The organism is Sodalis sp. RH20 (assembly GCF_047324205.1).
GTDB lineage: Bacteria > Pseudomonadota > Gammaproteobacteria > Enterobacterales > Enterobacteriaceae > Acerihabitans.
In genome coordinates this window covers 4789626-4812398 of record NZ_CP178733.1, presented here as the reverse complement: position 1 = coordinate 4812398, position 22773 = coordinate 4789626, and the positions used below count along the sequence as shown (strand labels likewise).

The following is a 22773-nucleotide window of genomic DNA, read 5'->3' as shown; positions in this document are numbered from 1 at the left end:
TACTTAGAACGAATAGGTCACCGATAACCTGGCGGTACGGCCTGGCTTGACGCCGATATACGTTGGTGTGGTCGAGTAATAATACAGATCGCGGTCAAAGATATTTTTCACGCCCAGGGTGACGGTATATTTCGGCTGATGGTAAAAAATAGAGGCGTCGGTCTGGGCCCAGCCACCCATTTTGAAGTAATTACCCGTATAGCCGTTGACCGTGTTGCTGGCCGCCTCTACGCCTACGCCGGCGCCCAGGCCTTGCAAACTCCCCTGCTGTAGTTCGTAGGTAGTCCAGAGGCTACCGGAGTGTTTGGGCTGTGCGGTAACCTTGGTTTTATAGCCGGTAAGATCGGTGGTATCCGGATCCTTAGGCTGGGCAAAGGTGTAGCTGGTGGTGATATTCCATCCCGATAAAATCTGGCCGTTTAAATCAAAATCGAAGCCTTTGGTTTCCCGCCCCTGCGCGCCGACCGCGTCGCCGGCGATATTGTAGACCACCACATTGTCCTGCACGATATGGAATACCGCTGTGGTAATGGTCAGGTTATCGTCCAGCAGGTTAAATTTAAACCCAGCCTCCTTGGATTTACCGGTCGACGGCGCCAACGGTTTACCGGTAAGGGTATTGATCGTGCCGACGGTTTCGAAGCTATTAAGCAGGTTGGCATAGACCGTCACTTCCGGCGTGATATCATAGCTGATGCCATAGCTGGGTATCCATTTGGTCTCATCTGAAAACGAGGTCACATGACGGGTGGCGGAGTAATTCGCCGTGCTTTGCATCGTCCATTCAGCCCGCTTAGCGGAAAGCTGGAGATGCAATTTTTTCCAGAAATCGATCTGGTCTTGCAATATCAGCCCCCTTTGATCCTGGGTGTTTTTATAGGATTTAAAGGTGGGGTCGGGGATATCGGGAAACGACAGGCTGTCGGGATCGTTGTAGTTGGCGGTGGTGAAAATCCTGCCGTCAGATAAATCCCAGCTGGTGGTTTTTGAATGCTGATAGTCGTAGCCGACCAAGATATTATGGGTTAACGGGCCCATATCAATCTTGCCGCGAATATCGTTTTGCAGGCTTAATGAATTTAAATCCTGCTTATTGCCCAGCTCATGAGTGACCAACGAGCCGTTGGGGTACGCCACGTAAGTCTCATGAATGCGATAATTAAGGGTATTATCAAGATAGGTGGCTTTACTGTTAAAAGACCAGTTGTCGCTTAAATTCTGGTTGAATTCATAATAGGCGGTTTTCGCATTGCCCGCAAAATGATTATCTTTATCCCCCAGACGATATTCCGGCAGGCGCTGAATACGGCCGTTGTTATACAGGGTCGCCGCAGGTCCTGAGGTTCTGCCGGTACTGAATTCCGCGCCTACTTTAAATTTGGTTTTATCCGTTACCCAGGCCAGCACCGGCGCGACATAATCGGCGCGCTTGCCGTTAAAATCAGGAAAGCTGTTATCTGCCCGCATAGTGGAAGCGTTAAAACGGTATTGAAAGGTTTTGTCATCGTTTATCGGGCCGCCGAGATCGATGGCGGTTTTCACTTCGCCATACTTGGCGACCTCGAATTTTAGCGTATGCAGCGGATCGGCCGTGGGGGCTTTACGCACTATGTTGACCGAACCGGCGGGAGAACTGTTGCCCGCCAGCACCGCCTGTGGCCCTTTCAGTACCTCGACACGCTCGATACCGTCGATATTGGAATAGCCGGTGGCGCTGCCGTTCATGGTGCTGTTGGGGTTGGAAACGCCGTCCGTAGAGCCGGAGGTGACGTTAAATCCACGAATATTTATCGAATTAATACCGCGATTACCGCCCTGCATCGTGACGCCGCCGGCGTTGCGCAACGCATCCTCCACCGAGACCGCCTGGCGGTCTTCGATCAGTTTGCGGCTGACCACCTGCACCGATTGCGCGGTATCCTGCAATGATAAATTAGTGCGGGTGGCGGAACTGGACATTGAAGGATTATAGACCGTGGCGTCTTCGCTTTGCTCGGCGCCGCCGCTGACGGTAATAGTCGGCAGCGTCTGGCCGCTGTCCTGCGCCGCCTGTAAATCCGATGAGGCGGTGAGCGGCTTGGCCGTGGTGACGGCATCAATGGTCAGGGTGCCGTTGGCAGTGGTGGTGACAGACAGCGGCGTACCCTGCAACTGTTGTAAAATGACCTGTTCCAGGGTATAGCGGCCGTCAACGGGTTTAGCCTGGTAAGGGGCCACCAGTTTAGGATCAAATGAGATGGTCTGTTGGCTTTGCCGCGCTATGGTTAATAGCCCTTGCTCCAGGGAACCCGCCGGTACTGAATAATGTGCTAAAGCCGCCGGCGCGGCATAAGCCGTTTGCGGCAATATCAGCGCCATACCCGCCACGGCAAATGTTAAATCAATCGCCAACGCCAGCCGGCCTGGGGTAAAACGAGTTTTCCTTGCGCGTTGCAGTACTGCATTCATTGTTACGGCTCCCGGAGAAAAGGCAAAGGTTAAGCGACGCCAGTTTGGTAGGGGTCTGCGTTTCATCTCAGTGGGTATGTGCAATGAGGGAAAAAATGTGTCACCGGGTTATATTTATTTTTTTGCGACTTATCGGGATTTTTAACTTAATTTATTAATTACATTACTGTTTTTATTTTAACGGATACAGTTGTTGCGCGTAGACTTTCGGTTAACGCTCAAAAGCTGAGGGTAAAATGGCTTCTGCGGTACTGAATTGGTGCAAAAAAACGTGCATTGATCGACAACAGTGCACGTTGGTTTTCGTTTGTTGTACAAAACGGCTTGCAGTTACGGCCTTATAACAAAAGCGGCCTTAGTTAATAAAAAAATATACTTATACTCTATGGATATAACCTAGATGTAAAAATTATTGGCTCGCTTATTGCTGGCCAGGCTTGAATGCTCATTCCACTCCCCCCGCGCTGACACGCAACGCAGGAAAGAGCGGCAAAACTGAGGATTGGCCGTAACGGTCCTTATTTGAAAGCCTGAGAAAGGTATTTACGTTAGATTTAGCAAGACGGACAAGACGATGCCTGGCGAATTTACCAACCGTTCAGATGTATTAACGTTTATTTTTCGCAGTGATTACCGTTGGCTCACTGACAAATTAAGACGGCGTATCAGCCATGGCACCGGCGCGGAGGATATTGCGTCCGAGGCGTTTGTACGGCTGGCGGCAATTCCTGAACTGCTCAATATCCGCGAGCCGCGGGCCATGCTCACCACGCTCGCCCAGCGGGTGTTGTATGAAAACTGGCGGCGCCGCGACCTGGAGCAGGCCTATCTGAAAGCGTTAGCGGGCAACCCGCAGCTCTGTCATCCTTCGCCGGAAGAACAGGAACTGGTAATTGAGTCTTTACTGGCCATTGACCGGGCGCTGGACGGTTTATCCATTAATGCCCGCAAGGCGTTCTTGTTTAATCAGCTTGACGGCATGACCTATGCGGAAATAGCACAAGAGCTGGGCGTCTCCACCAGTATGGTGCGCAAGTATGTGGCGAAAGCGCTCACCAGCTGTTATCTGATAACCGCTGGCCAACATGAATAACCGGTTGAACAACGCATGATAAAATTAACCCAGCATCCCGACGCCGCCGCCCAGCACGCCATTGAATGGATGGTGCTGCTGCGTTCCGGCGAAGCCACGGAGGAGGATTTCAGGGAATATGAACGCTGGCGTTATGCCGATGCCAGCCATGACGCCGCCTGCGCCAAAATTGAAACCACCCTGGGTAAAATCCAGTTCCTGACGCACGCCATGCCGCCGGAAAACGTGCGCCAGACTCTGCTGGCGCCTTCCAGCCGGCGTAAATTCCTGCAAAACGCGCTGGGCGTGGCCGCTATTGCCATGGTCGGCGGGACGGTGGTAAACCAAAAATACCCTTTGCCCTATCTGTTGACCGATGTGCATACCGACACCGGCCAACGGCGGCGTATTGAGCTCGATGACGGCAGCACCCTGGATTTGAACGCCCGCACGGCGCTGAATATTTCCCTCAGCGAGACCGTGCGCAGCGTTGAGTTACGCACCGGCGGCATTATTGCCCGCGTGGTGGGCGACGGCAATCGCCCGTTTAGCGTCAATACCGCCATGGGACAAATCCTGGCCGGGGAGGGACTTTTTCACGTACGCCAGGAATCCGGGGGTATTCATCTGGCGGTGCTGGAGTCGGTGGTAAAGGTGACGAACCGGCGCGGCGGCAGCCAACAAGTCGGGGCCGGCCACGGCCTGTGGTTTAATCAGCATACGTTGATGCCGGTGGGCATTTCCCCTTACGCGGAAATAGCCTGGACCCAGGGCAGGCTGGAAGTGAGGGATACGCCGTTAAGCTCGGTGATCGCTGCGCTGAAAAATTACAGCCCGGCGGTTATCCGCCTGGATCCGGCGATAGCCAATCTGCGCGTCAGCGGCAACTTCCCGCTGGACGATGTACCCTATGCGCTCGACGCCTTGGCTCAGACCATGCCGATTGCCATTACCCGCACCACCGGCTATTGGATCCGCATCACCGCGGCCGACGCATGATTTTTTTCAATTCTGCGCTTTTTTTTGCCAACGCCGGTGTCACTTTTTATTCCTCGTTGCACATAGAAAATAAGTCTTCCAGAGATTGCTGGTAATACATATTTGCGGGCAGTCAGGATTTATCACGAGGTAGGGGTGAAAGCACAGCACCGGATGTTGAAAGATAAAATCGAAGTGCCTGCACTGACGGCGACGGCGACGCTGTTGTCCGCGCTCGCCTCGGCGCCGAAAAAAAATCATCAGCCTAAATTAACCATTGCCGCCGTGGTGCTGGCGCATTTGGCGCTGATTGCCGTGGCGATTACCCATACCACGCAATATCGACCGCTGGACATCATCAATCCCGCCGAGCAGACCAGCGTCGAGGTGACCATGGTCGAAGCGCCGCAGCCCGAGGCGCCGCCGGTGCCCCAGGTTACTGAAACGCCGCCGGTGCTGACCGCGGATAACGGCGAACGCGACGTGGCGCAAACCGAGGCGGCTCCGGTTGTGGCTGCGCCGGAAATCAAGCCGGAAACACCGCCGCCGCCAAAACCGCAGCTCAAGCCGAAACCCAAAATCATCGTAAAACCCAAGCCTGGGCCGGTGATATCTCGTTCGCAAGCACAGGCAAAGCCGTCACCGCTACAAAATGCCAAGGTCGCCGACCAGGCGGCCCTGCCGGCGACCTCTCAGGGTGAAATGCTGAAAAGCGTGCCCAATGCCGTGCCGAAGACGGTTTCCACCGTCGGCTGCCAGGTACCGGCGCCAGACTATCCGCGCAAGGCAAAACGGCTGCAGGAGGAAGGCGAGGTACTGATCCGGCTGGTGATCAACGCCAACGGCACCCTGGGCCGCAGCGACGTTGCGCGCAGCAGCGGTTATGACGACCTGGATCAGGCGGCAATGGCGGCAGTATCCCGGATACGCTGCAACCCCTATGTGGAAAACGGCCAGGCGATCGCTGTTATGACGGTGCAGCCCATTACGTTTAAATTAACCCGCTAGCTCTCACGGGCGGCGCATGAATATTACCGATAGCCTTTTTTGATAATCGAGGTAGCAAAATGAATGAGTTTGGCATTGAGCACGTTTGGCAGCAGGGCGACATAATCACCCGCGCGGTGGCCCTGGTGCTGCTGGTCATGTCCGTAATGTCCTGGTCGGTGATTGTGATTAAATGCATCCAGGGAGCGGGACTGCGTAAAATCGCCCAGCGCACTAAAAACCGGTTTTGGAGCGAAAAGAATTTACCGTCCGCCATTGATTCATTGGGCGACGGCGGCAACAATCCGTTTCGCGAACTGGCGATCGCCGGCCATGCCGCGATGTCTCACCAATACAATGTAGAGACCAGTATCAGTAATAATCTGGATATCAGCGACTGGCTGGCGCGCGGCCTGAAAAACAGTATCGACGACAGCAGCGCGCGTCTGCAAGCGGGCCTTGGCATCCTTGCCTCCATCGGCAGCACCGCGCCGTTTGTCGGGCTATTAGGTACCGTCTGGGGCATCTATCATGCGCTGCAGTCCATCAGCCTGGCGGATCAGCCGGATCTGGCCCACGTCGCCGGCCCGGTGGGCGAAGCGTTGATCATGACGGCGTTCGGCCTGTTCGTCGCTATTCCGGCGGTGCTGGGATTCAACACCATCAGCCGGCGCAACCGCGGCCTGCAGCATGCCATCGCCCGCTTCGCCCACGATCTGCATGCCTACTATCTCACCGGCTCGCGTATTACCACCGGCGATGTCACCGAACTGCGGGCCGGCGACGCCACGGCCGGTAATCGTGTCCAGCCGTTTCGCGCCGGTCAGTCGATGTAAAGGCAAGTGAGAGGAGTAAAAATGAGCATATCCGGTAATTCACAATTCGAGATAGACGAAGAGCCCCTGGTCAACGATATCAATATGACGCCGTTTATCGATGTCATGCTGGTGCTACTGATTGTATTTATGATCACCCTGCCGGTGATCAATCACTCGGTAAAGGTAAATCTGCCCAAAGCCAATGCCAGCGTGGTGGATAAAGACGTTAAATCCGTTGATATCTCGGTCATGGCCGACGGCAGTATCGCCTGGGATAAGCAGGCGGTGGATGACGCCACCTTTAAAATCCGGCTGGAAGAGACGGCAAAACTGCCGCAACTTCCCCACCTGCGCATTTACGCCGATAAAGCGTCGGAATATGGCCGCGTCTCATTTATCATGACCAGCGCACAGAGCGTCGGTCTGACCAAGTTTGATTTTATCGTCGATAAACACGGTGCCTGAGCTCGCCGCCGTCAGCTTTGCGCCAACCCCATCCGCTGCGGGAAGTAGATCGACGGCGCATGACCCAGTTCGCGTCTGAACATGGTGGCGAACGCGGCGCTGCTTTCGTAACCGAGATCGAAGGCGATGGCGGTGACCGGTTCGCCGTCGGCGAGCCGGGCCAGCGCCAGTACGACACATGCCCTGCGGCGCCATTGCGCGCAAGCCATGCCGGTTTGCTGGCGGAAAAAACGCCTGAAGGTGCTGATGCTCATAAAAAACCGCGCCGCCCATTCTTCCGGCGGCTGGTGTATGGTCGGGTGTTCGAGGAACTGCCGGCACAGCGCCAGCAGGCGCGCATCCTCCGGCAAGGGAATATCAAACGGTACGCCGGGCATTAGCGCCAGCTCATGCAGCAACAGGTTAATCAACTGTCCGTCGCGCCCCGCCGGATCATACAGCGGCGTTACGGCCACCGCCTCGATAAGCAGCTGGCGCAGCAAGGGGGATACCGTGACGATACGGCAACGGTCTATGGCAAACAGCGGCCGGACCGATTCCGGTTCGATATACAGGCTGCGGGTAGAAACCCCCTCGAAACGTACGCTGTGCTCCATCTCCGGCGGCACCCAGACCGCATGCTGCGGGGGCACGATCCAACTGCCGGTACGGGTGCGGACATGCATCACGCCCGACGCGCCGTACAGCAGCTGCGCGCGCCGGTGCCGGTGGGCGGGCAGGAAAAACCCCCGCGGATAATCAGTGCCGATGGCGACGACCGGACGCGCCACATGATCGACATCGTTTATGGCAATATTGTACATTCACCGCCCGGCATGACGTGAAATGACCGAATCTCGATGATAGTTGATTGGTAATATCAAGTAAACGCCGCCACGGACGCCTATTATCCCCCTGCCCCGTATAAACCCGCCCGGAATAACCCCAAGCCTTGCTTATTCACCGCCAGGGCTATCAGGCATCATTAACCGCAGGAAATAGGATATGAACGAAATCATCATCATACTCGCCGCCGGCTTGCTCACCGGTATTACCACCATTATGTTCGGCTTCGGCGGCGGTTTTGTGGTGGTGCCCTTCGTTTATCATCTGGTATCGGCCACGCCCGGGCTATCTCATGAGGCTATGCATATCGCGGTCGCCACCTCGACGGCGGTGATGGTGGTGAATTCAGGTTATGCCACTATCATGCAATGGCGCGCGGGGGGCCTGCTAAAAGAAACCGTATTGCCCATGATCTATTTTATTGCCGCGGGTGCGCTGGGCGGCGCGCTATTATCCTTAATATTAACGGATCGGATCATCCGGGTATTGTTTATTCTCTATATGCTGCTGACCCTAATGGATTGTGTTTTTCGCCGCGGTTTTCTCGACCGTCCGGCGGAAAAACGCTTGTCAGGCACCGTCTCGGCGGGAGCGGGTCTCGCCATCGGCGCCGTTGCCGCCATGCTGGGGGTGGGCGGCAGCGTTATGACGGTGCCTTTACTGCGCCGGCACGGCTACGCGATGAAGCATTGCGTCAGCGCCGCCAATCCTTTATCCCTGCCGGTGGCGCTGGCGGGTTCGGCGATATACGCCGTTGCGGCGTGGGGCCGCGACTGGGGCCTGGATTATATCGGTTTTATCAATCTCAAGATCCTGGGTTTGCTGATTATCGCGGGTTTTAGCGGCATCTGGCTGGCGAAAAAGTGTATCCCGCCGGTAAACGACGCGCTACATGCCGGGATATACGTCGGTTTACTGGCGGCGGTGCTGCTGGCCATCGCGCTCTAGGATGCGCGGCGACCGTCAGAGCGCCTGGATATCCTCCTCATGGATAGCGCCGTGCTCCAGGCGGAAAAGGCGATTGCACAACCGTTTGACCAATCCCAGGTCATGGGAGGCAAAAACAAAAATATCGGTCCCGGCAATCCAGTCCTGCATGCGCGTCTCGGCCTTTTGCCGAAAAGCGGCGTCGCCCGTGCCGAACATTTCGTCAATCAGCAGGATATCGGGCCGCACCGAGGTGGCCACGGCAAACATCAGCCGCATGGTCATCCCCGATGAATAGGTGCGCACCGGCAGGGCCAGAAAGTTGCCCAGTTCGCTAAAATCCTCGATATCCGCCACGGCGGCCCTGGCCTGTGCCCGGGAATGCCCCATCAACAGCAGCATGCGCATGATATTTTCATAACCGGACAATTCGGGGTCCATGCCTGCGCCCAGCTCGAACACCGTCGCCACCGACCCCGTGCGCGTCACCACGCCGGCGGTAGCGCTGTAAATGCCGGCCATGGTTCGCAGCAGGGTGCTCTTGCCTGCGCCGTTATGTCCAATCAACCCCACGGCATCGCCGCTCTGCAAGCGAAAACTCACCCGATCCAGCGCGGTCACCGTGACGATGGCGCCGGCGCCCTTGCCGATGCGGCCGCCGGTGCCGATCCTGACCAGCTGATTACGCAGGGATTGCGCATGGGCGTTGTAAATCGGATACGCGACCGTGACATTATCAAAGACAAGAGAAGCCATAAGAAGAGTTCCACCCCAAAGAACCGCGCGGTTAAATCCAAAATGCCAGACGCGGAGCGCGGCGGTTAAACAGTATCAGCGTCGCCGTCCAGCCCAGCACGGCCATGGCCCCCGCCGTCAGGTAGACAAAGGCCCCCGGCGCCGCGCCGAAAAGAGGTTCACGCACCAGGGCGATAAAATAGGTAAAAGGATTCATCCAGATAATCGCCTGGTTCACGCCGGCATGGCCCGCCTTATAGATAACCGGCGTCAGGAAAAAGACTATCGGCATCAGCGACTGCACGATTTGCTCCACGTCGCGGAACCGGGCGCCGATTAACCCCAGCAGCACCGACATCCACAGCAGGTTAACCAGCACCAGCGCCAGGCCGGGCAGGCAGAGCAACGTGACCCATCCCGCCGGCTGGGGATAGACCAGCAGCACCAGGACCAGCACTATCAGGTTATGCAGCAGCGTAATGGACTGGCGCGCCATCAGCTGGATGGGATGGATAAAAAAAGGCAATTGCAGGTTGCGGATAATCTGCGCCTGGCGCACAAACACCGAGGTGCTTTCCGTCACGCAGCCTGAGATGAATTGCCATAACAGCAATCCCACGGTCAGCGAAGGGATAAGCTGGCTGCGCTCCTGGTTGAGCAGCTGGCTCCAGACCAGGCCCAGGCCGACCACGCCGATGGCCGCGCCAAGCGTGAGCCACAGCGGCCCCAGCATGCTGCGCTTATACCGCGCTTTGGTGTCGCTGTAGGCCAAATGGCCGATCAGCGGCAGGTGGCGCAGACTGTTAAGCAAGTCGTTAAAAGCAAAGTCCATTGCGGCGGCTCATCCTAAAGCGCGGTGGTAGAAAGGATAAAAGTTCACATCCGGCATTGCCCGGACCCGGGGGCGTCATCAGGTCCCGCCTCCGTGGCACCCAGTGTAGTGATTTACCGGCACGCCACCAATTGCTACAGCCGCAATATCTTTTTCACCCGGGTAAACACTCTATTCCCTGCGCCGGCGACCATTCCTGTACTAGCATTTCCGCAATGGATGCCTGCCTCATCGCCGTATCGAGGCCATTATTTGCCGGAGAGGGAGAGGGACTCGTTTGGATACCTTGCAGCCGCAGAACGCCGACAGGAATAAGGTCGCAATAGTGATGGGCACCTACAACGCCCAGGAATTTCTTGCTATGCAATTGGAATCCATTGCGCGGCAAACCTGCAATGATTGGTCGTTATGGATTTCCGACGACGGCTCGCAGGACGCAAGCCTGGCGATAATTTCCACCTTCGCGCAACGCTGCGGCGCGCGCAGGCTTACCCTGCTGGCAGGTCCGCGCCAGGGCTTCGCCGGTAATTTCCTGTCGCTGATATGTAACCCGGCAATCAAGGCGGATTATTATGCTTACGCCGATCAGGACGATATCTGGGAGCCGGATAAACTGGCGCGGGCGCTGGCTATTCTCGCGCCCAAAGGACAGACGGAGCCTGCCATGTACTGCTCCAGAACCCGGCTGGTGGATGAATGCAACCGTGAAATCGGTTTTTCGCCGTTATTTCGCAAGCCGCCGAGTTTTGCCAACGCGCTGACGCAAAGCCTGGGCGGCGGCAATACCATGATATTTAACCACGCGGCGCGCGGCCTGCTGCTGGAAGCCGGGCGGGTCAATATTGTCTCCCATGACTGGTGGACCTATCTGCTGGTCACCGGCTGCGGCGGCTGCGTGATTTATGACGACTATCCGTCGGTACGCTATCGCCAGCATGCCAATAATCTGGTGGGCACCAATAAAGGCGTTAACAACAAAATACGCCGCCTCAAGATGTTATGGCGCGGCGAATTCCGCCAGTGGGTCGATCGCAATATCATGGCGCTGCTGCTAGCCAAAAATCAATTAAAGCGGGAAAACATCGGGCTGCTGCATACCTTTATCCGCGGCCGTGATGTGCCCTTGTTCGCCAGGTTGAAAGTGTTAAAGCAGACCGGCATCTATCGTCAGACTCTATTGGGAAACATAGGGTTATTTTTCGCCGTGATTTTCAGGAAGATTTGAGGCTATGAGTATATTGGTAACGGGCGGGGCGGGATTTATCGGCGCGAACTTTGTCCTGGATTGGTTGGCGCAGCATGACGAACGGGTAATCAACCTCGACAAGCTGACCTATGCCGGCAACCGGCAAAACCTGGCGGGGCTGGCCGACGATCCGCGCTATATCTTTATCCGTGGCGATATTGGCGATCGCGATGTGGTCGACAGTCTGCTGAAAATCTATCAGCCCCGGTGCGTGGTCCATTTTGCCGCCGAAAGCCACGTCGATCGCTCCATTCTCAACCCCGGCGAGTTTATCCAGACCAATGTGGTCGGCACCTTCAATTTACTCGACAGCGTGCGGTTATACCTGGACTGCGCCGATAGCGCCGTCAGGACCGGTTTTCGTTTTATTCACGTGTCCACCGACGAAGTCTACGGCACCCTGGACGCCGGCGCGCCGGCCTTTCGTGAAACCGATAACTATCTGCCCAATAGCCCCTATTCCGCCAGCAAGGCGGCAAGCGATCTTTTGGTGCGGGCCTATTGCCATACCTACGGCCTGCCGGCGATTACCACCCATTGTTCGAACAACTATGGCCCGTATCATTTTCCGGAAAAGCTGATCCCGCTGGTAATCCACCAGGCGCTGGCAGGCAACCCCCTGCCGGTCTACGGCGACGGACGGCAAATCAGGGACTGGCTATACGTGAAGGATCACTGCGCGGCCATTCGCTGCGTCCTGGCCTCCGGCCGGGTGGGGGAAACCTATAACATCGGCGGATGGAACGAGCATAGCAATATCGATGTAATAACTAAAATCTGCTTCCTGCTTGATACGCTGCGGCCAAGGGCGGACGGCAAGCCTTACGCCGGGCAAATCCGCTTTATCAAAGACCGGCCGGGGCACGATCGCCGTTATGCCATCGACGCCACGAAGATCGAGGCCGAACTGGGCTGGCGGCCGGCGGAAACCTTCGAGACCGGCATCCGCAAGACCGTACAATGGTATCTGGACCATCAGGACTGGGTCGGCAACGTCGTCAACGGCGCGTATACCCGCTGGGTGGAGAAACAGTATTTATGATGTTGCCCCTGATGTCCGTGGATACGCGTCGGGACGTATAGAAAAATGGCTTCGCCTTGTGTTGGCGCGGTAATCGTCACCTATCATCCCGACCCGGACGTGCTGTCCGAACTGCTCGCCGCCGTCGACGGGCAGGTACAGGAAGTGGTGATCGTCGATAACGGATCCGCCGCCGCATGCGTAGCGGGCCTGCTGGCATTCGCCCACGGCTCGCCGCGCCGGCATATCCTGCCCCAGCCCGGCAATCTCGGCATCGCCGCCGCCCAGAACCGTGGCATCAGGCGGGCGCTGGACCTGCATTGCACCCATGTGTTGCTGCTGGATCACGACAGTATCCCGGCCGCCGATATGGTGGCGCAGCTGTTGCTGCTGGAAACCCGGCTCTTAGCCGACAATATCCAGGTCGGCGCGGTCGGTCCGACCCAAGTGGACAGACGCACCGCCACCCGTTCAGGCTTCGTGCGCAAACAAAGCCTGTTTATTCGCCGCCGCTATCCCCGCCGCGGGGGCTACGCGGAAACAGATTTCCTTATCTCCTCCGGCATGCTGATCCGCGCCACGGCGCTGCGGGAGATTGGCCTGATGAACAGCGGCTTTTTTATCGATCACGTCGATACCGAATGGTGCTTTCGCGCCGCTCACCGCGGCTACCGCCTGTTTGGCGCGCAGCAGGCGGTTCTGCGCCATACGTTAGGCCACGGGGTAGTCAAAATCTGGTGCGGCCGCTGGCGCGAGGTGCCGCAACATAACCCGCTGAGAAATTATTATCTCTTCCGCAATACCCTTGTTATGGTACGCCGCACGCCGATGAGCATGACCTGGCGTCTCGCCCATCTTTATCGCCTGGCGCTGTTCCTGGTCTTCTTCCTGCTTGCCGGCAAGCGTCGGGCGCGGCGCCTGCGCATGATGCTGCGCGGCATCCGGGACGGCGTAATGGGGGTGGAGGGCATGATTGACCGCGGCAAGATTACGCCGGGCGAATAGGCCCGGCGCGGTTGTCCCGCGCCAAGCCGGGTGGGAAAACAGGCTATGTCATCCGCTATTAGCCGCGACGTACTCATAGATGTCCGTCATCTGCCCTTCCCAGTCCAGCGGCGCCATGGCGGCCAAACCGCCGTCCGCCAGGGTTTGCCGCAGCATGCGATCGTGATAGAGCGCGGTAAACGCCTCCAGCATGGCCTGCGGGGTGGGATCCGCCAGCCAGGCGTTGACGCCGTGGCGGCAAAACCACTCCACCTGCGGTCCATTATTGGAAATAACCGGCACGCCGCAGGCCATTAACTCCACCGGCAGGTACGACAGATTAGTACCGGAGAACGCCATGCCCAGATCGCAGGTGCGATACAGATCCCCGGTGTCTTTAAGCGTCATATTGCCCAGCAGGGTGGCCGGGAACGGCGGGCGGGCTTTTAAGTCCAGGCCGGCAATCACGATGTCGACATCGGGGAAATGGCGGGCGATTTTCTTCAGCGACGCCATGCCCAAATCGAAGCAGCGGCGCTCCGTAGACGGCCGGCCGTAAAAGAACAGCCTAGATACCGTCTTGCGCACCCTCGGTTCGCCCGCCGCCGGATAAAAGATGTTGCGATCGGCGGCAAACACATAGTTCCGCGCGCGGCCGCCATGGGACTCGTAACATTGCTTAAGCCAGCCCCCGCCGGTAATACCGGTAAAACCAAAACCATAGGTGGCGTTGGCCTGCATGGACGCCGTGCCATAGGCATAAAACAGGCTTTCATAATCCTGCATAAAATAGAATTTCTGGCGCGCGAACGGGAATGCCCGCACCTGGTATGCGGATTGCCAGGTGGTGGCGATAGCGCCGGCGCACGCGGGAAGCAGGGTGGGGTCGGTAATCACTTCCAATAAACAGCCGGGCAAGGCTTGCATTAACTCCTCCTGTAATTGCGCCGGAGAAGCGTGGCGTTCATTGTTATAAATAAATATAATATTCCGGGTATCATATTTAGCAAAATGGTTGGCAAAACGAAATAAGGTATAATGGCCCCCGCCCCAGACATTAGACCAATCCGGGACAAACCAGATAAAGGCCGGCCGTTCCTCTTTACTGCGGGCGGCAACCGGCGCGCCGCCATAGGCGGTCCAGGGGATATAATCCAGCACGGCGTTAGCAGAAACGACAGGGTCCACCGTCGCCATTTCCGGCCACACCGTATTCGTGCCGGCATTGACTTTTTGATGCAATAAAACAAAAAAGCGGGGACAGAGCTTGAATAACGAAAATATCAGCGCGTTGCCATAGCCAAATTCACGGGCATAGTGAAAAAAATAGTGCATTTTACTTTTTATCATGCCGTTTCATCCCTGAAATGAGGCAACATAGCTTGCCAGATCATCCTTCCAATAACCCGGTGCGCACGCAGTATCCAACGACGGAAGATAAATGGATTGGATGCCCTCGGAAAAGGGACGCGGCGCGGACAAAGGGAATCGGGACGACTCCACCGGCACGATATCGCCCTGGAACTTTAATATATCGCCGATGGCGCGCGCGATATCAAAACGACTGATGGTACCGTGGCTGGCAAAATGAAAGGTTCCCGTCTGGCGATGGGCCATCGCATTCATAATAAAAGCGCTCAACTGACCGGCGGAGGTAATACTGCCCAGACGATCGCTGACCGCTTTAAGTTCGGTAGCGCCGTCCTTGATTTGCCGGACAATCTTGCCGACAAATTTATGATCCTTCCCCGGACCGCCACCTATCATCCAGCCGGCGCGCAATATCAGGTGATTATCCGGACAGTTGGACCTGACCGCCTCTTCGCCGTTAAGTTTCGAGCGTCCGTAATAATTGGTCGGCAGGGGGATATCCAGTTCGTTATAGCTTATCTTGCCCTCGGCGCCAAAAACGTTCGACGAGGAAATATATAACATCCAGGCACCGCAGGCCTGGGCCGCCCTGGCGATTTGTTCCGTTGCCAGGTGATTGCAGATGCCGGCCCGCGCCGGTTCGCGCTCACAGAGATCCACATCGGTTTCGGCGGCAAAATGCAGGACCACATCCGGCGCGATCTCTTTTACGTAGTCATAGATGGCCTTGTGATTGGCTAAATCGAAATGGCGGCGATCGGCAACGATAATCTCGTAGCCGCGATCGTTAAGCGTGACGGTGACATAGCTACCGAGCATGCCGGTACCGCCGGTAAGGAATATTTTTTCCATAACGTTAAAATACCTCGGCATCGGCCAGCAGGTTGCCGCGCTGGTCCTTGGCGGATAATGTCGGTTCAACGGGTCCGCCGTCGGGCGCCGTGATCTCCCGCCATGTCACCCGGATATCGGGATCGTCGAAACGGATGCAGCGGTCGTATTGCGGACACCAGTAATCGGTCACCATATATTGCAGTTTGGCCGTGGCGGACATGACCTGGAATCCGTGGGCAAACCCCTGCGGGATCCACAGCTGGTGGTGATTGTCCGCGGACAGCAGCGCTCCCGTCCAGCGGCCGAAAGTCGGTGACTGGCGGCGCAAATCCACCGCCACATCAAACACCTCTCCCGCCACCACGCGCACCAGTTTGCCCTGCGGCCGGTGAATTTGATAATGCAAGCCGCGAATCACATGCTGCCCGGAAAAAGATTCATTGTTCTGGACAAAACACAGGTCGCGCTTAACGGCCCATTGGAATTTCTCCAAATTAAAACTTTCATAAAAATAACCGCGTCCATCTGCAAATAACGTGGGTTCAATTAACACGACGTCGGAAATAGACTGGGGGGTGAATTTCATGGCGTATTTTCTTCCAGTAAAAATTTCAGATATTGTCCATAACTATTTTTCATTAACGGCCGGGCCAGCGCGGCAAGCTGCCGTTCGTCGATCCACCGCTGTTTGTAAGCAATTTCCTCCGGGCAAGACACTTTTAATCCCTGCCGGCTTTCAAGCGTGGCGATAAATTGCCCCGCCTCCAATAACGCCGTATGAGTGCCCGCGTCCAGCCAGGTGTATCCCCGGCCCATGACGTGCACCGTCAGCGCCTCTTTTTCCAGATAGAGCCGGTTTAAATCGGTAATTTCCAATTCACCGCGCGGTGAAGGTGTTAACGTTTTAGTTAATTCACAGACCTCCTCATCGTAAAAATACAGTCCGGTTACCGCGCAGGTGGAATTAGGATTGATCGGTTTTTCCTCGAGACTGACGACTTTTCCTCCCGGGCCGAATTTTACGATACCGTAGCGTTGCGGGTCATGGACGTGATAAGCGAAGGCGCAGGCCCCCTTATCGCAACCCATGGCTGTATTCAGTAGTTTTGGCAAATCATGACCGTGAAAGATATTATCCCCCAGGATCAGCGCGCAGGGGTGGCCATTCAAAAATGATTCCGCCAGGATAAACGCCTGCGCGAGGCCATCGGGGGAGGGCTGTACCTGGTAATTCAGATTGATTCCCCATTGTTCCCCGCTGCCTAACAATTGTTGGAAGCGCGGCGTATCCTGCTCGGTGGAGATAATTAATATATTTTTTATACCGGCAAGCATCAGGGTGCTTAGCGGATAATATATCATCGGTTTATCGAATACAGGCAAAAGCTGTTTAGAGATGGCCAAGGTGGCAGGATGCAGGCGTGTGCCCGCACCGCCGGCGAGAATGATTCCTTTCCGTTCCATTTAAATAGTCCTCAACGCTCGGAGCGCACCCTGCCCAGGATATGGGGATAGAGTTTACGGAAATATTGCAAAAAATTGATGATTAACTATTCGTTACCTATTTTCTTTAAATACAATTTAATTGGTTGCGGTGCAATTCCCTTAATATAGCGTATTTGGCGAGAATAAATACCCGCGCGCCGGAAACTTATTATTATCTCAATCGGCCGGACGTAATAACGGACCGAATTCCGCGGCCGCCTTATTCAGCGCAATGGATGCCGGGGCGAGGGCGCTGAACCGCGCCTTGAGATCGCTAAGCGGGGCAAAATAGCCGATGCTGATGGCCGCCAGCTGCTGACGGGAGCCGGGATCCAGCGCCTCGATTTCCACCGACGCCCCGCCCCGGTCCAGGGGCGCGGCAAACATCGCCACGCTCAGCACGTTTAACGAGGGGGATACGGTGGCGATATCGGTGATCGCGGCGCGGATTTCCGCCGGGCGGCCGTCAGCCGCCGCCGGCAGGCGGTTGATCTGCGCCTGGAGTCCCGCGCGCAGTTCGTTGAGCAGCCTGGCGCGCTCGAGCGGGGACAGCGAATCGCCCTTCTTTACCCGCCATTCCACCGTGGCGATAACCGTATGCGCCGGATCCAGCGCATACGGCGTGCGCAGCCTGCGTTGGCTGCCGTCGGGCGATGGCGCCAGGCGATCGTAGGAACCGAGAAACCCACTGGCTTTGGTCGGCATGGTGGTGCTGCAGGCCGATAACAGCAGGACCGCCGCTGCCAGGCTTAATGTCCGCTGACGCTGATAACGCATATTGACTCCGGTGATAATGCCTGGCCGCTTGCCGCGCCGATGCCCACCAAATTATCATCCGCCGCCGGAGAAAGCGACCCCGGCCGCCGGCGCCGGCGAATTACCGCCATGGGGCGCGTCCGGCCAACCCCTGGCACCCGCCAGGCATTGGCCGCGTGAGCTGTTTCACACATTCCCACCCGCCCCGCCCCGTTTACTTGAGTGGCCTCACAAAAGCGGCGCAAATGAATGGAAACCGGTTTCCGTTTTGTGTCCAATTGCGCTCGTAACTTCCCTTTCCCCAGAGGCTGAAAATGAAAAGCATTATGTTGTGCTGTTCCGCCGGGATGTCCACCAGCATGCTGGTGAGAAAAATGCAGGCCGAGGCTGAAAAACGCGGGCTGGATGTGAAAATCGACGCCTACGGCGTGAGCGAATTCGACGGGCAGTTCGCCCGCTACCAGGTGGTGCTGCTGGGTCCGCAGGTCAAATATATGTTGGCTTCGCTTTCGGCCAAAACGGCGGCGCAGGATATCCCGGTGGCCGCCATCGATATGATGGATTACGGCATGCAGCGCGGCGACAAGGTGCTGGATTTCGCCCTTTCCCTGATTAAATAACCGCGCATAATCAAAACAGGACGACACCATGAGTACTCTTTACCAAGCTATGGTCGAGGTCATTGAGCGTTATATCACCCCCATGGCCGGTCGCGTCGGCCAGCAAAAACACATTATCGCCATCCGCGACGGCTTTCTGGCCGCGCTGCCGTTTATGATTATCGGCTCGTTTATGCTGGTGTTTATTTTTCCGCCGTTTTCACCCGATACCCAGTGGCGTTTCGCCCGCGGCTGGCTGGATTTTTCCGTGCGCTATCGCGACCAGCTGATGCTGCCGTTTAATCTCAGCATGGGCGTGATGACGTTTTTTATCTCGGTGGGCATCGGCGCCAGTCTCGGCAAGCATGATAAGCTTGACCCCATCATGACCGGCCTGCTGTCTTTTATGGCCTTCCTTCTGGTGGCCGCTCCCTATCACGACAAACAGATTTCGGTGGCCTATTTCTCCGGCCAGGGCATTTTTACCGCCATTCTTGCCGCCATCTACGCCAGCGAAATGTACGCCTGGCTAAAACGCCGCCATGTCACCATCCGGCTGCCGAAAGAGGTGCCGACCGGCGTGGCGCGCTCGTTTGAAATCCTGATCCCGGTGGTGGTCATCGTCGCCACCCTGCATCCGCTGAACCTGCTGGTGGCGCATTTCACCGGCATGATCATTCCCGAAGCCATTATGCAGCTGCTGGCGCCGCTGGTGTCCGCGTCGGACTCGCTGCCCGCCATGCTGCTGTCGGTGCTGGTATGCCAGATCCTGTGGTTTGCCGGTATCCACGGCGCGCTGATCGTCACCGGCATCATGAATCCCTTCTGGATGACCAACCTGGCGCTGAACCAAAGCGCCCTGGCCGCGGGAACCCCCTTGCCGCATATCTACCTGCAGGGGTTCTGGGATCATTACCTGCTGATAGGCGGCGTCGGGTCCACCCTGCCGCTGGCGTTCCTGCTGCTGGTCAGCCGTTCGGTCCATCTGCGCACCATCGGACGCATGGGCGTGGTGCCGAGCTTCTTTAATATCAACGAACCCATTTTGTTCGGCACGCCGATTATCATGAACCCGGTGATGTTCCTCCCGTTTACCCTGGTGCCGATGATTAACGCCACCTTCGCCTGGACCGCCACCAGACTGGGCTGGGTCGCGCAGGTGGTACAGCTGACCCCCTGGACGACCCCGGCGCCCATCGGCGCGTCCTGGGCCGCCAACTGGACCCTGAGCCCGGTGATCATGTGCCTGTTTTGTATGGTGATGTCGGCGGTAATGTACTACCCGTTCCTGAAAGCCTACGAACGCGCGCTGCTGAGAAAACAGGACGAGAGCCTGGCCGCGGACGCGCGCATGGCGCTGGATTCGTGACGGCGTGACGCCATAAACCCCGGCAGATCCAGCCGGCGGGAAGGGAGCAGGCAAGACGCCCGATGCCGCCGGCATGACATGGAGATCATTTTATGCAGTATCAATTTCCGGCTGATTTTTGGTGGGGCAGCGCCAGCTCGGCGCCGCAAACCGAGGGCGAGAGCCTGGGCCACGGCAAAGCCGCCACCGTCTGGGATCACTGGTACGCCTTGCAGCCCGAACGTTTTTTCCAACGGGTCGGGCCGGGGGATACCTCGACCTTTTACCGCCACTGGCGCGACGATATCGCCCTGCTCAAACAAACCGGCCATAACAGCTTTCGCACCTCGATATCCTGGGCGCGGCTGATCCCGGACGGCCGGGGCGACTGCAATCCGCAGGCGGTGGCGTTTTATAACCAGGTTATCGACGAACTGTTGGCGCAGGGCATTACGCCTTTTATTAACCTGTTCCATTTCGATATGCCGATGAGCATGCAGGCGCTGGGCGGCTTTGAAAACCGCCAGGTGGTGGACGCCTATGCCGATTATGCCGCCCGGTGTTTTGCCCTGTTCGGCGATCGGGTCAGGCACTGGTTTACCTTTAACGAACCGATCGTGCCGGTGGAAGGGGGGTATTTATATGATTTCCACTATCCCAACGTGGTGGATTTCAAACGCGCCGCCACCGTGGCCTATCACACCATGCTGGCGCACGCCGCGGCGGTACGGCGTTTTCGCCAGGACGGCCGGGACGGCGACATCGGCATTATCCTCAACCTGACCCCCTCCTATCCCCGCTCGCAGCACCCGGCGGATCTGGCGGCGGCGAATAACGCCGATCTGCTGTTTAACCGCAGCTTCCTCGACCCGGCGCTGCGCGGGCATTATCCGCAGGAGCTGATCGCGCTGCTGACGCGTTACGATCAACTGCCGGCCTGCCGTCACGGCGACGACGAACTGCTGGCCGCGGGCATCGTGGACCTGCTCGGCATCAATTATTACCAGCCGCGCCGGGTGCAGTGCCGGATGAACCAGGTCAACCCCGACAGCCCGTTTATGCCCGAATGGCTGTTCGATCATTACCAGATGCCCGGGCGTAAAATGAATCCCTGGCGCGGCTGGGAAATCTACGAGCGCGGCGTCTACGATATTCTCACCAACCTGCGGGAAAACTATCATAACCCGCGCTGTTTTATTTCCGAAAACGGCATGGGCGTAGAGGATGAACTGCGTTTTATGCAAAACGGCAGGATCGAGGATGACTATCGCATCGATTTCGTACGCGAACATCTTATCTGGGTACACCGCGCGCTGGCGGAGGGCAGCCGCTGCCTCGGTTATCATATGTGGACCTTTATCGATAACTGGTCCTGGAGCAACGCCTATAAAAACCGTTACGGCCTGGTGCAGCTCGACCTCGCCACGCAGCGGCGCACGGTGAAAAAAAGCGGCCGCTGGTTTGCCGGCGTGGCGCGCAATCACGGCTTTGACGGAGAAAGTACATGATAGATATGGAAACCACGATAATGACCCTGCTGGTCAACGCCGGCGAAGCCCGCAGCCTGTGCATGACGGCGCTGGCCTGCGCCCGCGACGGCGATGTCGACCGCGCCGGGATGCTGCTGGCGGACGCGGATAACTTTATCAAAGCCGCCCATCGCCTCCAGACCGGCCTTATCGGCGCGGACCAGGGCGAAGGCAAAATCCCCATGACCCTGATTTTGGTGCATGCGCAGGATCATTTAATGAATGCCATCTTGGCGCGGGAATTGATTAATGAGATGGTGATACTTTATCAACGGCAACAAGCACAGCAGGATTATGGCGACCATAAATGATGTTTCCCGTTTGGCGCGGGTATCAAAAGCCACGGTATCCCGTGTGCTCAGCGGTAATCGCGGCGTCAGGGAAGAGAGCCGCCAGGCGGTGCTGAAGGCCGCCCAGGCGCTGAACTACCAGCCCAACCTGATTGCCCAGTCCCTAAGCGCCCAGTCCACCGGTTGCGTGGGGGTCATCTGCGCGATGGAGTCCATGCAGCATGCGGTGAATTACCTGCCGGCGCTGGAAAAACAGTTCCGCCGCCATAACAAGCATCTGCTGCTGCGCTTTGCCGACAGCGCCGCCGGCGTCGAGAGCGCCGTATCGTCGCTGGGACGGGGGTTATGCGATGCCATGATTGTTATCGGCGCGCGTTTCGAACTGCCGCCATTGGACGGCAGCGTGGTGCTAATCGACTGCCTGAACGCGCCGGGCGCGCTCAGCATCAGCTTCGATCACGCCTTTGCCGCCGAAACCGCCTGCCAGTACCTGATAAGCCACGGCCGCCGCCAGCTGGCGCTGCTGAACTACCCCGACGGCGAAACCGCGGAAAACGTACTGCACGGCTACCGCCAGGGGCTCGAATACCATCTGGTGCCCTATAACCGCCGACTGGTCGCCTGCCGCGCGCCCTCGCCACGCGCGGCGCTCCAGGCGCTGATCAACAGCGGTACCCCTTTCAACGGGCTGGTCGTCATGAACCAGGCCGACGCCCAGGAGGCCATCTCGGTACTGCACGCCTACCGGCGCGACGTACCGGAGCAATTGGCCATCATCAGCCTGGATGGCGCCACGCCCCTGCCCGGATCCCTGCGGCCGCTGCCGGCCATTGAATACCCCCTGGAAAAACTGGCGGAACAGGCGCTGGCGATGATAACCGATGCCGACGGCCGCGGCCCGCTGGTGATCCGCGGCGATCTGGTGGCCGGATAAAACGCCCGCGCCGGCGGCGGCGGGCCTGCATCTGTTATCACCTCGTTATTAAACATACCCGTACCTGTAAATGATAACTGTTAATTGCGGGCGGCCCTTCACCCCTGCATAGCGATATTTACATCCCCGGCCCGGTTGTTTATGATGTTTACGCCGCAGCGGACATCATCAGGATAAAACTATTTCTTTAGCGGCTTTCCATCAGCACGTTAATTTTTTTATTAGTCTATTAAACTGACCTAAAGAAACTTTACCGACACCATTAATACTTAAATCATTTACAGGGAAA

23 protein-coding genes are annotated in these 22773 nt (G+C 57.1%); 14 read left to right on the top strand and 9 right to left on the bottom strand.

Translation table 11 applies throughout. The annotated features are described in order from the left end of the window. Positions 1-3 precede the first annotated feature (3 nt). Positions 4-2448, bottom strand: a complete 2445-nt coding sequence (locus tag ACL2XM_RS21950; protein ID WP_413731599.1) for a TonB-dependent siderophore receptor — start codon at positions 2446-2448, stop codon at positions 4-6. A gap of 574 nt (positions 2449-3022) precedes the next feature. On the opposite strand from ACL2XM_RS21950, the gene ACL2XM_RS21945 reads away from it, so the two are divergent. From ACL2XM_RS21945 to ACL2XM_RS21925, 5 genes are all read left to right on the top strand, one after another. Then, the gene (locus ACL2XM_RS21945; RefSeq protein WP_410012894.1) at positions 3023-3541 is read left to right on the top strand and encodes a sigma-70 family RNA polymerase sigma factor; all 519 of its coding nucleotides are present in this window, start codon (positions 3023-3025) and stop codon (positions 3539-3541) included. Positions 3542-3559: 18 nt separating this feature from the next. Further along, on the top strand, positions 3560-4519 hold the full coding sequence (locus ACL2XM_RS21940; protein ID WP_410016677.1) for a FecR family protein: 960 nt from the start codon (positions 3560-3562) through the stop codon (positions 4517-4519). 135 nt (positions 4520-4654) lie between these two features. Continuing rightward, positions 4655-5506 (top strand): TonB family protein, encoded by an 852-nt coding sequence (locus ACL2XM_RS21935; protein WP_413731597.1) that lies wholly within the window; start codon positions 4655-4657, stop codon positions 5504-5506. A 59-nt stretch (positions 5507-5565) separates the two neighbouring features. After that, the gene (locus tag ACL2XM_RS21930; protein WP_413721739.1) at positions 5566-6321 is read left to right on the top strand and encodes a MotA/TolQ/ExbB proton channel family protein; all 756 of its coding nucleotides are present in this window, start codon (positions 5566-5568) and stop codon (positions 6319-6321) included. Between the two features lie 21 nt (positions 6322-6342). After that, positions 6343-6768, top strand: coding sequence for an ExbD/TolR family protein (locus ACL2XM_RS21925; RefSeq protein ID WP_413729188.1), 426 nt, complete (start codon positions 6343-6345; stop codon positions 6766-6768). 11 nt (positions 6769-6779) lie between these two features. Here ACL2XM_RS21925 and ACL2XM_RS21920 read toward each other — a convergent pair whose 3' ends face one another. After that, a complete protein-coding gene (locus ACL2XM_RS21920; RefSeq protein WP_413731595.1) occupies positions 6780-7571 on the bottom strand; it encodes an AraC family transcriptional regulator in 792 nt (263 codons plus the stop codon). Between the two features lie 181 nt (positions 7572-7752). On the opposite strand from ACL2XM_RS21920, the gene ACL2XM_RS21915 reads away from it, so the two are divergent. Continuing rightward, entirely contained in the window at positions 7753-8541 is a 789-nt protein-coding gene (locus ACL2XM_RS21915; protein WP_413731593.1) for a sulfite exporter TauE/SafE family protein, read from the top strand. Positions 8542-8556: 15 nt separating this feature from the next. Here the strand turns inward: ACL2XM_RS21915 and ACL2XM_RS21910 are convergent, their stop codons facing one another. Further along, a complete protein-coding gene (locus ACL2XM_RS21910) occupies positions 8557-9276 on the bottom strand; it encodes an ABC transporter ATP-binding protein (RefSeq protein WP_413731592.1) in 720 nt (239 codons plus the stop codon). 31 nt (positions 9277-9307) lie between these two features. Beyond that, the gene (locus tag ACL2XM_RS21905; protein WP_410012887.1) at positions 9308-10087 is read right to left on the bottom strand and encodes an ABC transporter permease; all 780 of its coding nucleotides are present in this window, start codon (positions 10085-10087) and stop codon (positions 9308-9310) included. A 277-nt stretch (positions 10088-10364) separates the two neighbouring features. Between ACL2XM_RS21905 and ACL2XM_RS21900 the strand changes: the two genes are divergently transcribed. Genes ACL2XM_RS21900 through ACL2XM_RS21890 form a run of 3 tightly spaced genes read left to right on the top strand, consistent with a single transcriptional unit; the run spans position 10365 to position 13359 of the window. Further along, on the top strand, positions 10365-11312 hold the full coding sequence (locus ACL2XM_RS21900; RefSeq protein ID WP_413721742.1) for a glycosyltransferase family 2 protein: 948 nt from the start codon (positions 10365-10367) through the stop codon (positions 11310-11312). Positions 11313-11316: 4 nt separating this feature from the next. After that, positions 11317-12375, top strand: a complete 1059-nt coding sequence (gene rfbB / locus ACL2XM_RS21895) for a dTDP-glucose 4,6-dehydratase (protein ID WP_413721743.1) — start codon at positions 11317-11319, stop codon at positions 12373-12375. A gap of 45 nt (positions 12376-12420) precedes the next feature. Continuing rightward, the gene (locus tag ACL2XM_RS21890) at positions 12421-13359 is read left to right on the top strand and encodes a glycosyltransferase family 2 protein (RefSeq protein WP_413731590.1); all 939 of its coding nucleotides are present in this window, start codon (positions 12421-12423) and stop codon (positions 13357-13359) included. Between the two features lie 48 nt (positions 13360-13407). Here the strand turns inward: ACL2XM_RS21890 and ACL2XM_RS21885 are convergent, their stop codons facing one another. The 5 genes from ACL2XM_RS21885 to ACL2XM_RS21865 all read right to left on the bottom strand — a co-directional run bounded on the left by ACL2XM_RS21885 (position 13408) and on the right by ACL2XM_RS21865 (position 17805). Further along, positions 13408-14688, bottom strand: coding sequence for a glycosyltransferase (locus ACL2XM_RS21885; protein WP_413731589.1), 1281 nt, complete (start codon positions 14686-14688; stop codon positions 13408-13410). Positions 14689-14694: 6 nt separating this feature from the next. Beyond that, the gene (locus ACL2XM_RS21880; RefSeq protein ID WP_413721745.1) at positions 14695-15561 is read right to left on the bottom strand and encodes an SDR family oxidoreductase; all 867 of its coding nucleotides are present in this window, start codon (positions 15559-15561) and stop codon (positions 14695-14697) included. A gap of 4 nt (positions 15562-15565) precedes the next feature. Next, positions 15566-16129 (bottom strand): dTDP-4-dehydrorhamnose 3,5-epimerase, encoded by a 564-nt coding sequence (rfbC, locus tag ACL2XM_RS21875; RefSeq protein WP_410012881.1) that lies wholly within the window; start codon positions 16127-16129, stop codon positions 15566-15568. Then, complete coding sequence (gene rfbA / locus ACL2XM_RS21870) at positions 16126-17007, bottom strand: glucose-1-phosphate thymidylyltransferase RfbA (protein WP_410012880.1); 882 nt, start codon at positions 17005-17007, stop codon at positions 16126-16128. The genes rfbC and rfbA overlap by 4 nt, the downstream gene beginning before the upstream one ends. Positions 17008-17205: 198 nt before the next feature. Continuing rightward, positions 17206-17805: a DUF3313 family protein gene (locus ACL2XM_RS21865; protein WP_413729183.1), complete on the bottom strand. Its 600-nt coding sequence runs from the start codon at positions 17803-17805 to the stop codon at positions 17206-17208. 293 nt (positions 17806-18098) lie between these two features. Here ACL2XM_RS21865 and ACL2XM_RS21860 point away from each other — a divergent pair, with 293 nt between their 5' ends. The 5 genes from ACL2XM_RS21860 (at position 18099) to ACL2XM_RS21840 (ending at position 22484) form a co-directional block, all read left to right on the top strand. After that, positions 18099-18404 (top strand): PTS sugar transporter subunit IIB, encoded by a 306-nt coding sequence (locus ACL2XM_RS21860; RefSeq protein WP_410012878.1) that lies wholly within the window; start codon positions 18099-18101, stop codon positions 18402-18404. A gap of 28 nt (positions 18405-18432) precedes the next feature. Then, positions 18433-19752 (top strand): PTS sugar transporter subunit IIC, encoded by a 1320-nt coding sequence (locus ACL2XM_RS21855; RefSeq protein ID WP_413721747.1) that lies wholly within the window; start codon positions 18433-18435, stop codon positions 19750-19752. Positions 19753-19844: 92 nt separating this feature from the next. Next, entirely contained in the window at positions 19845-21239 is a 1395-nt protein-coding gene (locus ACL2XM_RS21850) for a glycoside hydrolase family 1 protein (RefSeq protein WP_413731587.1), read from the top strand. Next, on the top strand, positions 21236-21571 hold the full coding sequence (locus ACL2XM_RS21845; protein WP_410012875.1) for a PTS lactose/cellobiose transporter subunit IIA: 336 nt from the start codon (positions 21236-21238) through the stop codon (positions 21569-21571). Before ACL2XM_RS21850 ends, ACL2XM_RS21845 begins: the two co-directional genes overlap by 4 nt. Beyond that, a complete protein-coding gene (locus tag ACL2XM_RS21840) occupies positions 21555-22484 on the top strand; it encodes a LacI family DNA-binding transcriptional regulator (RefSeq protein WP_410012874.1) in 930 nt (309 codons plus the stop codon). The genes ACL2XM_RS21845 and ACL2XM_RS21840 overlap by 17 nt, the downstream gene beginning before the upstream one ends. The last annotated feature ends 289 nt before the right edge of the window (positions 22485-22773 follow it).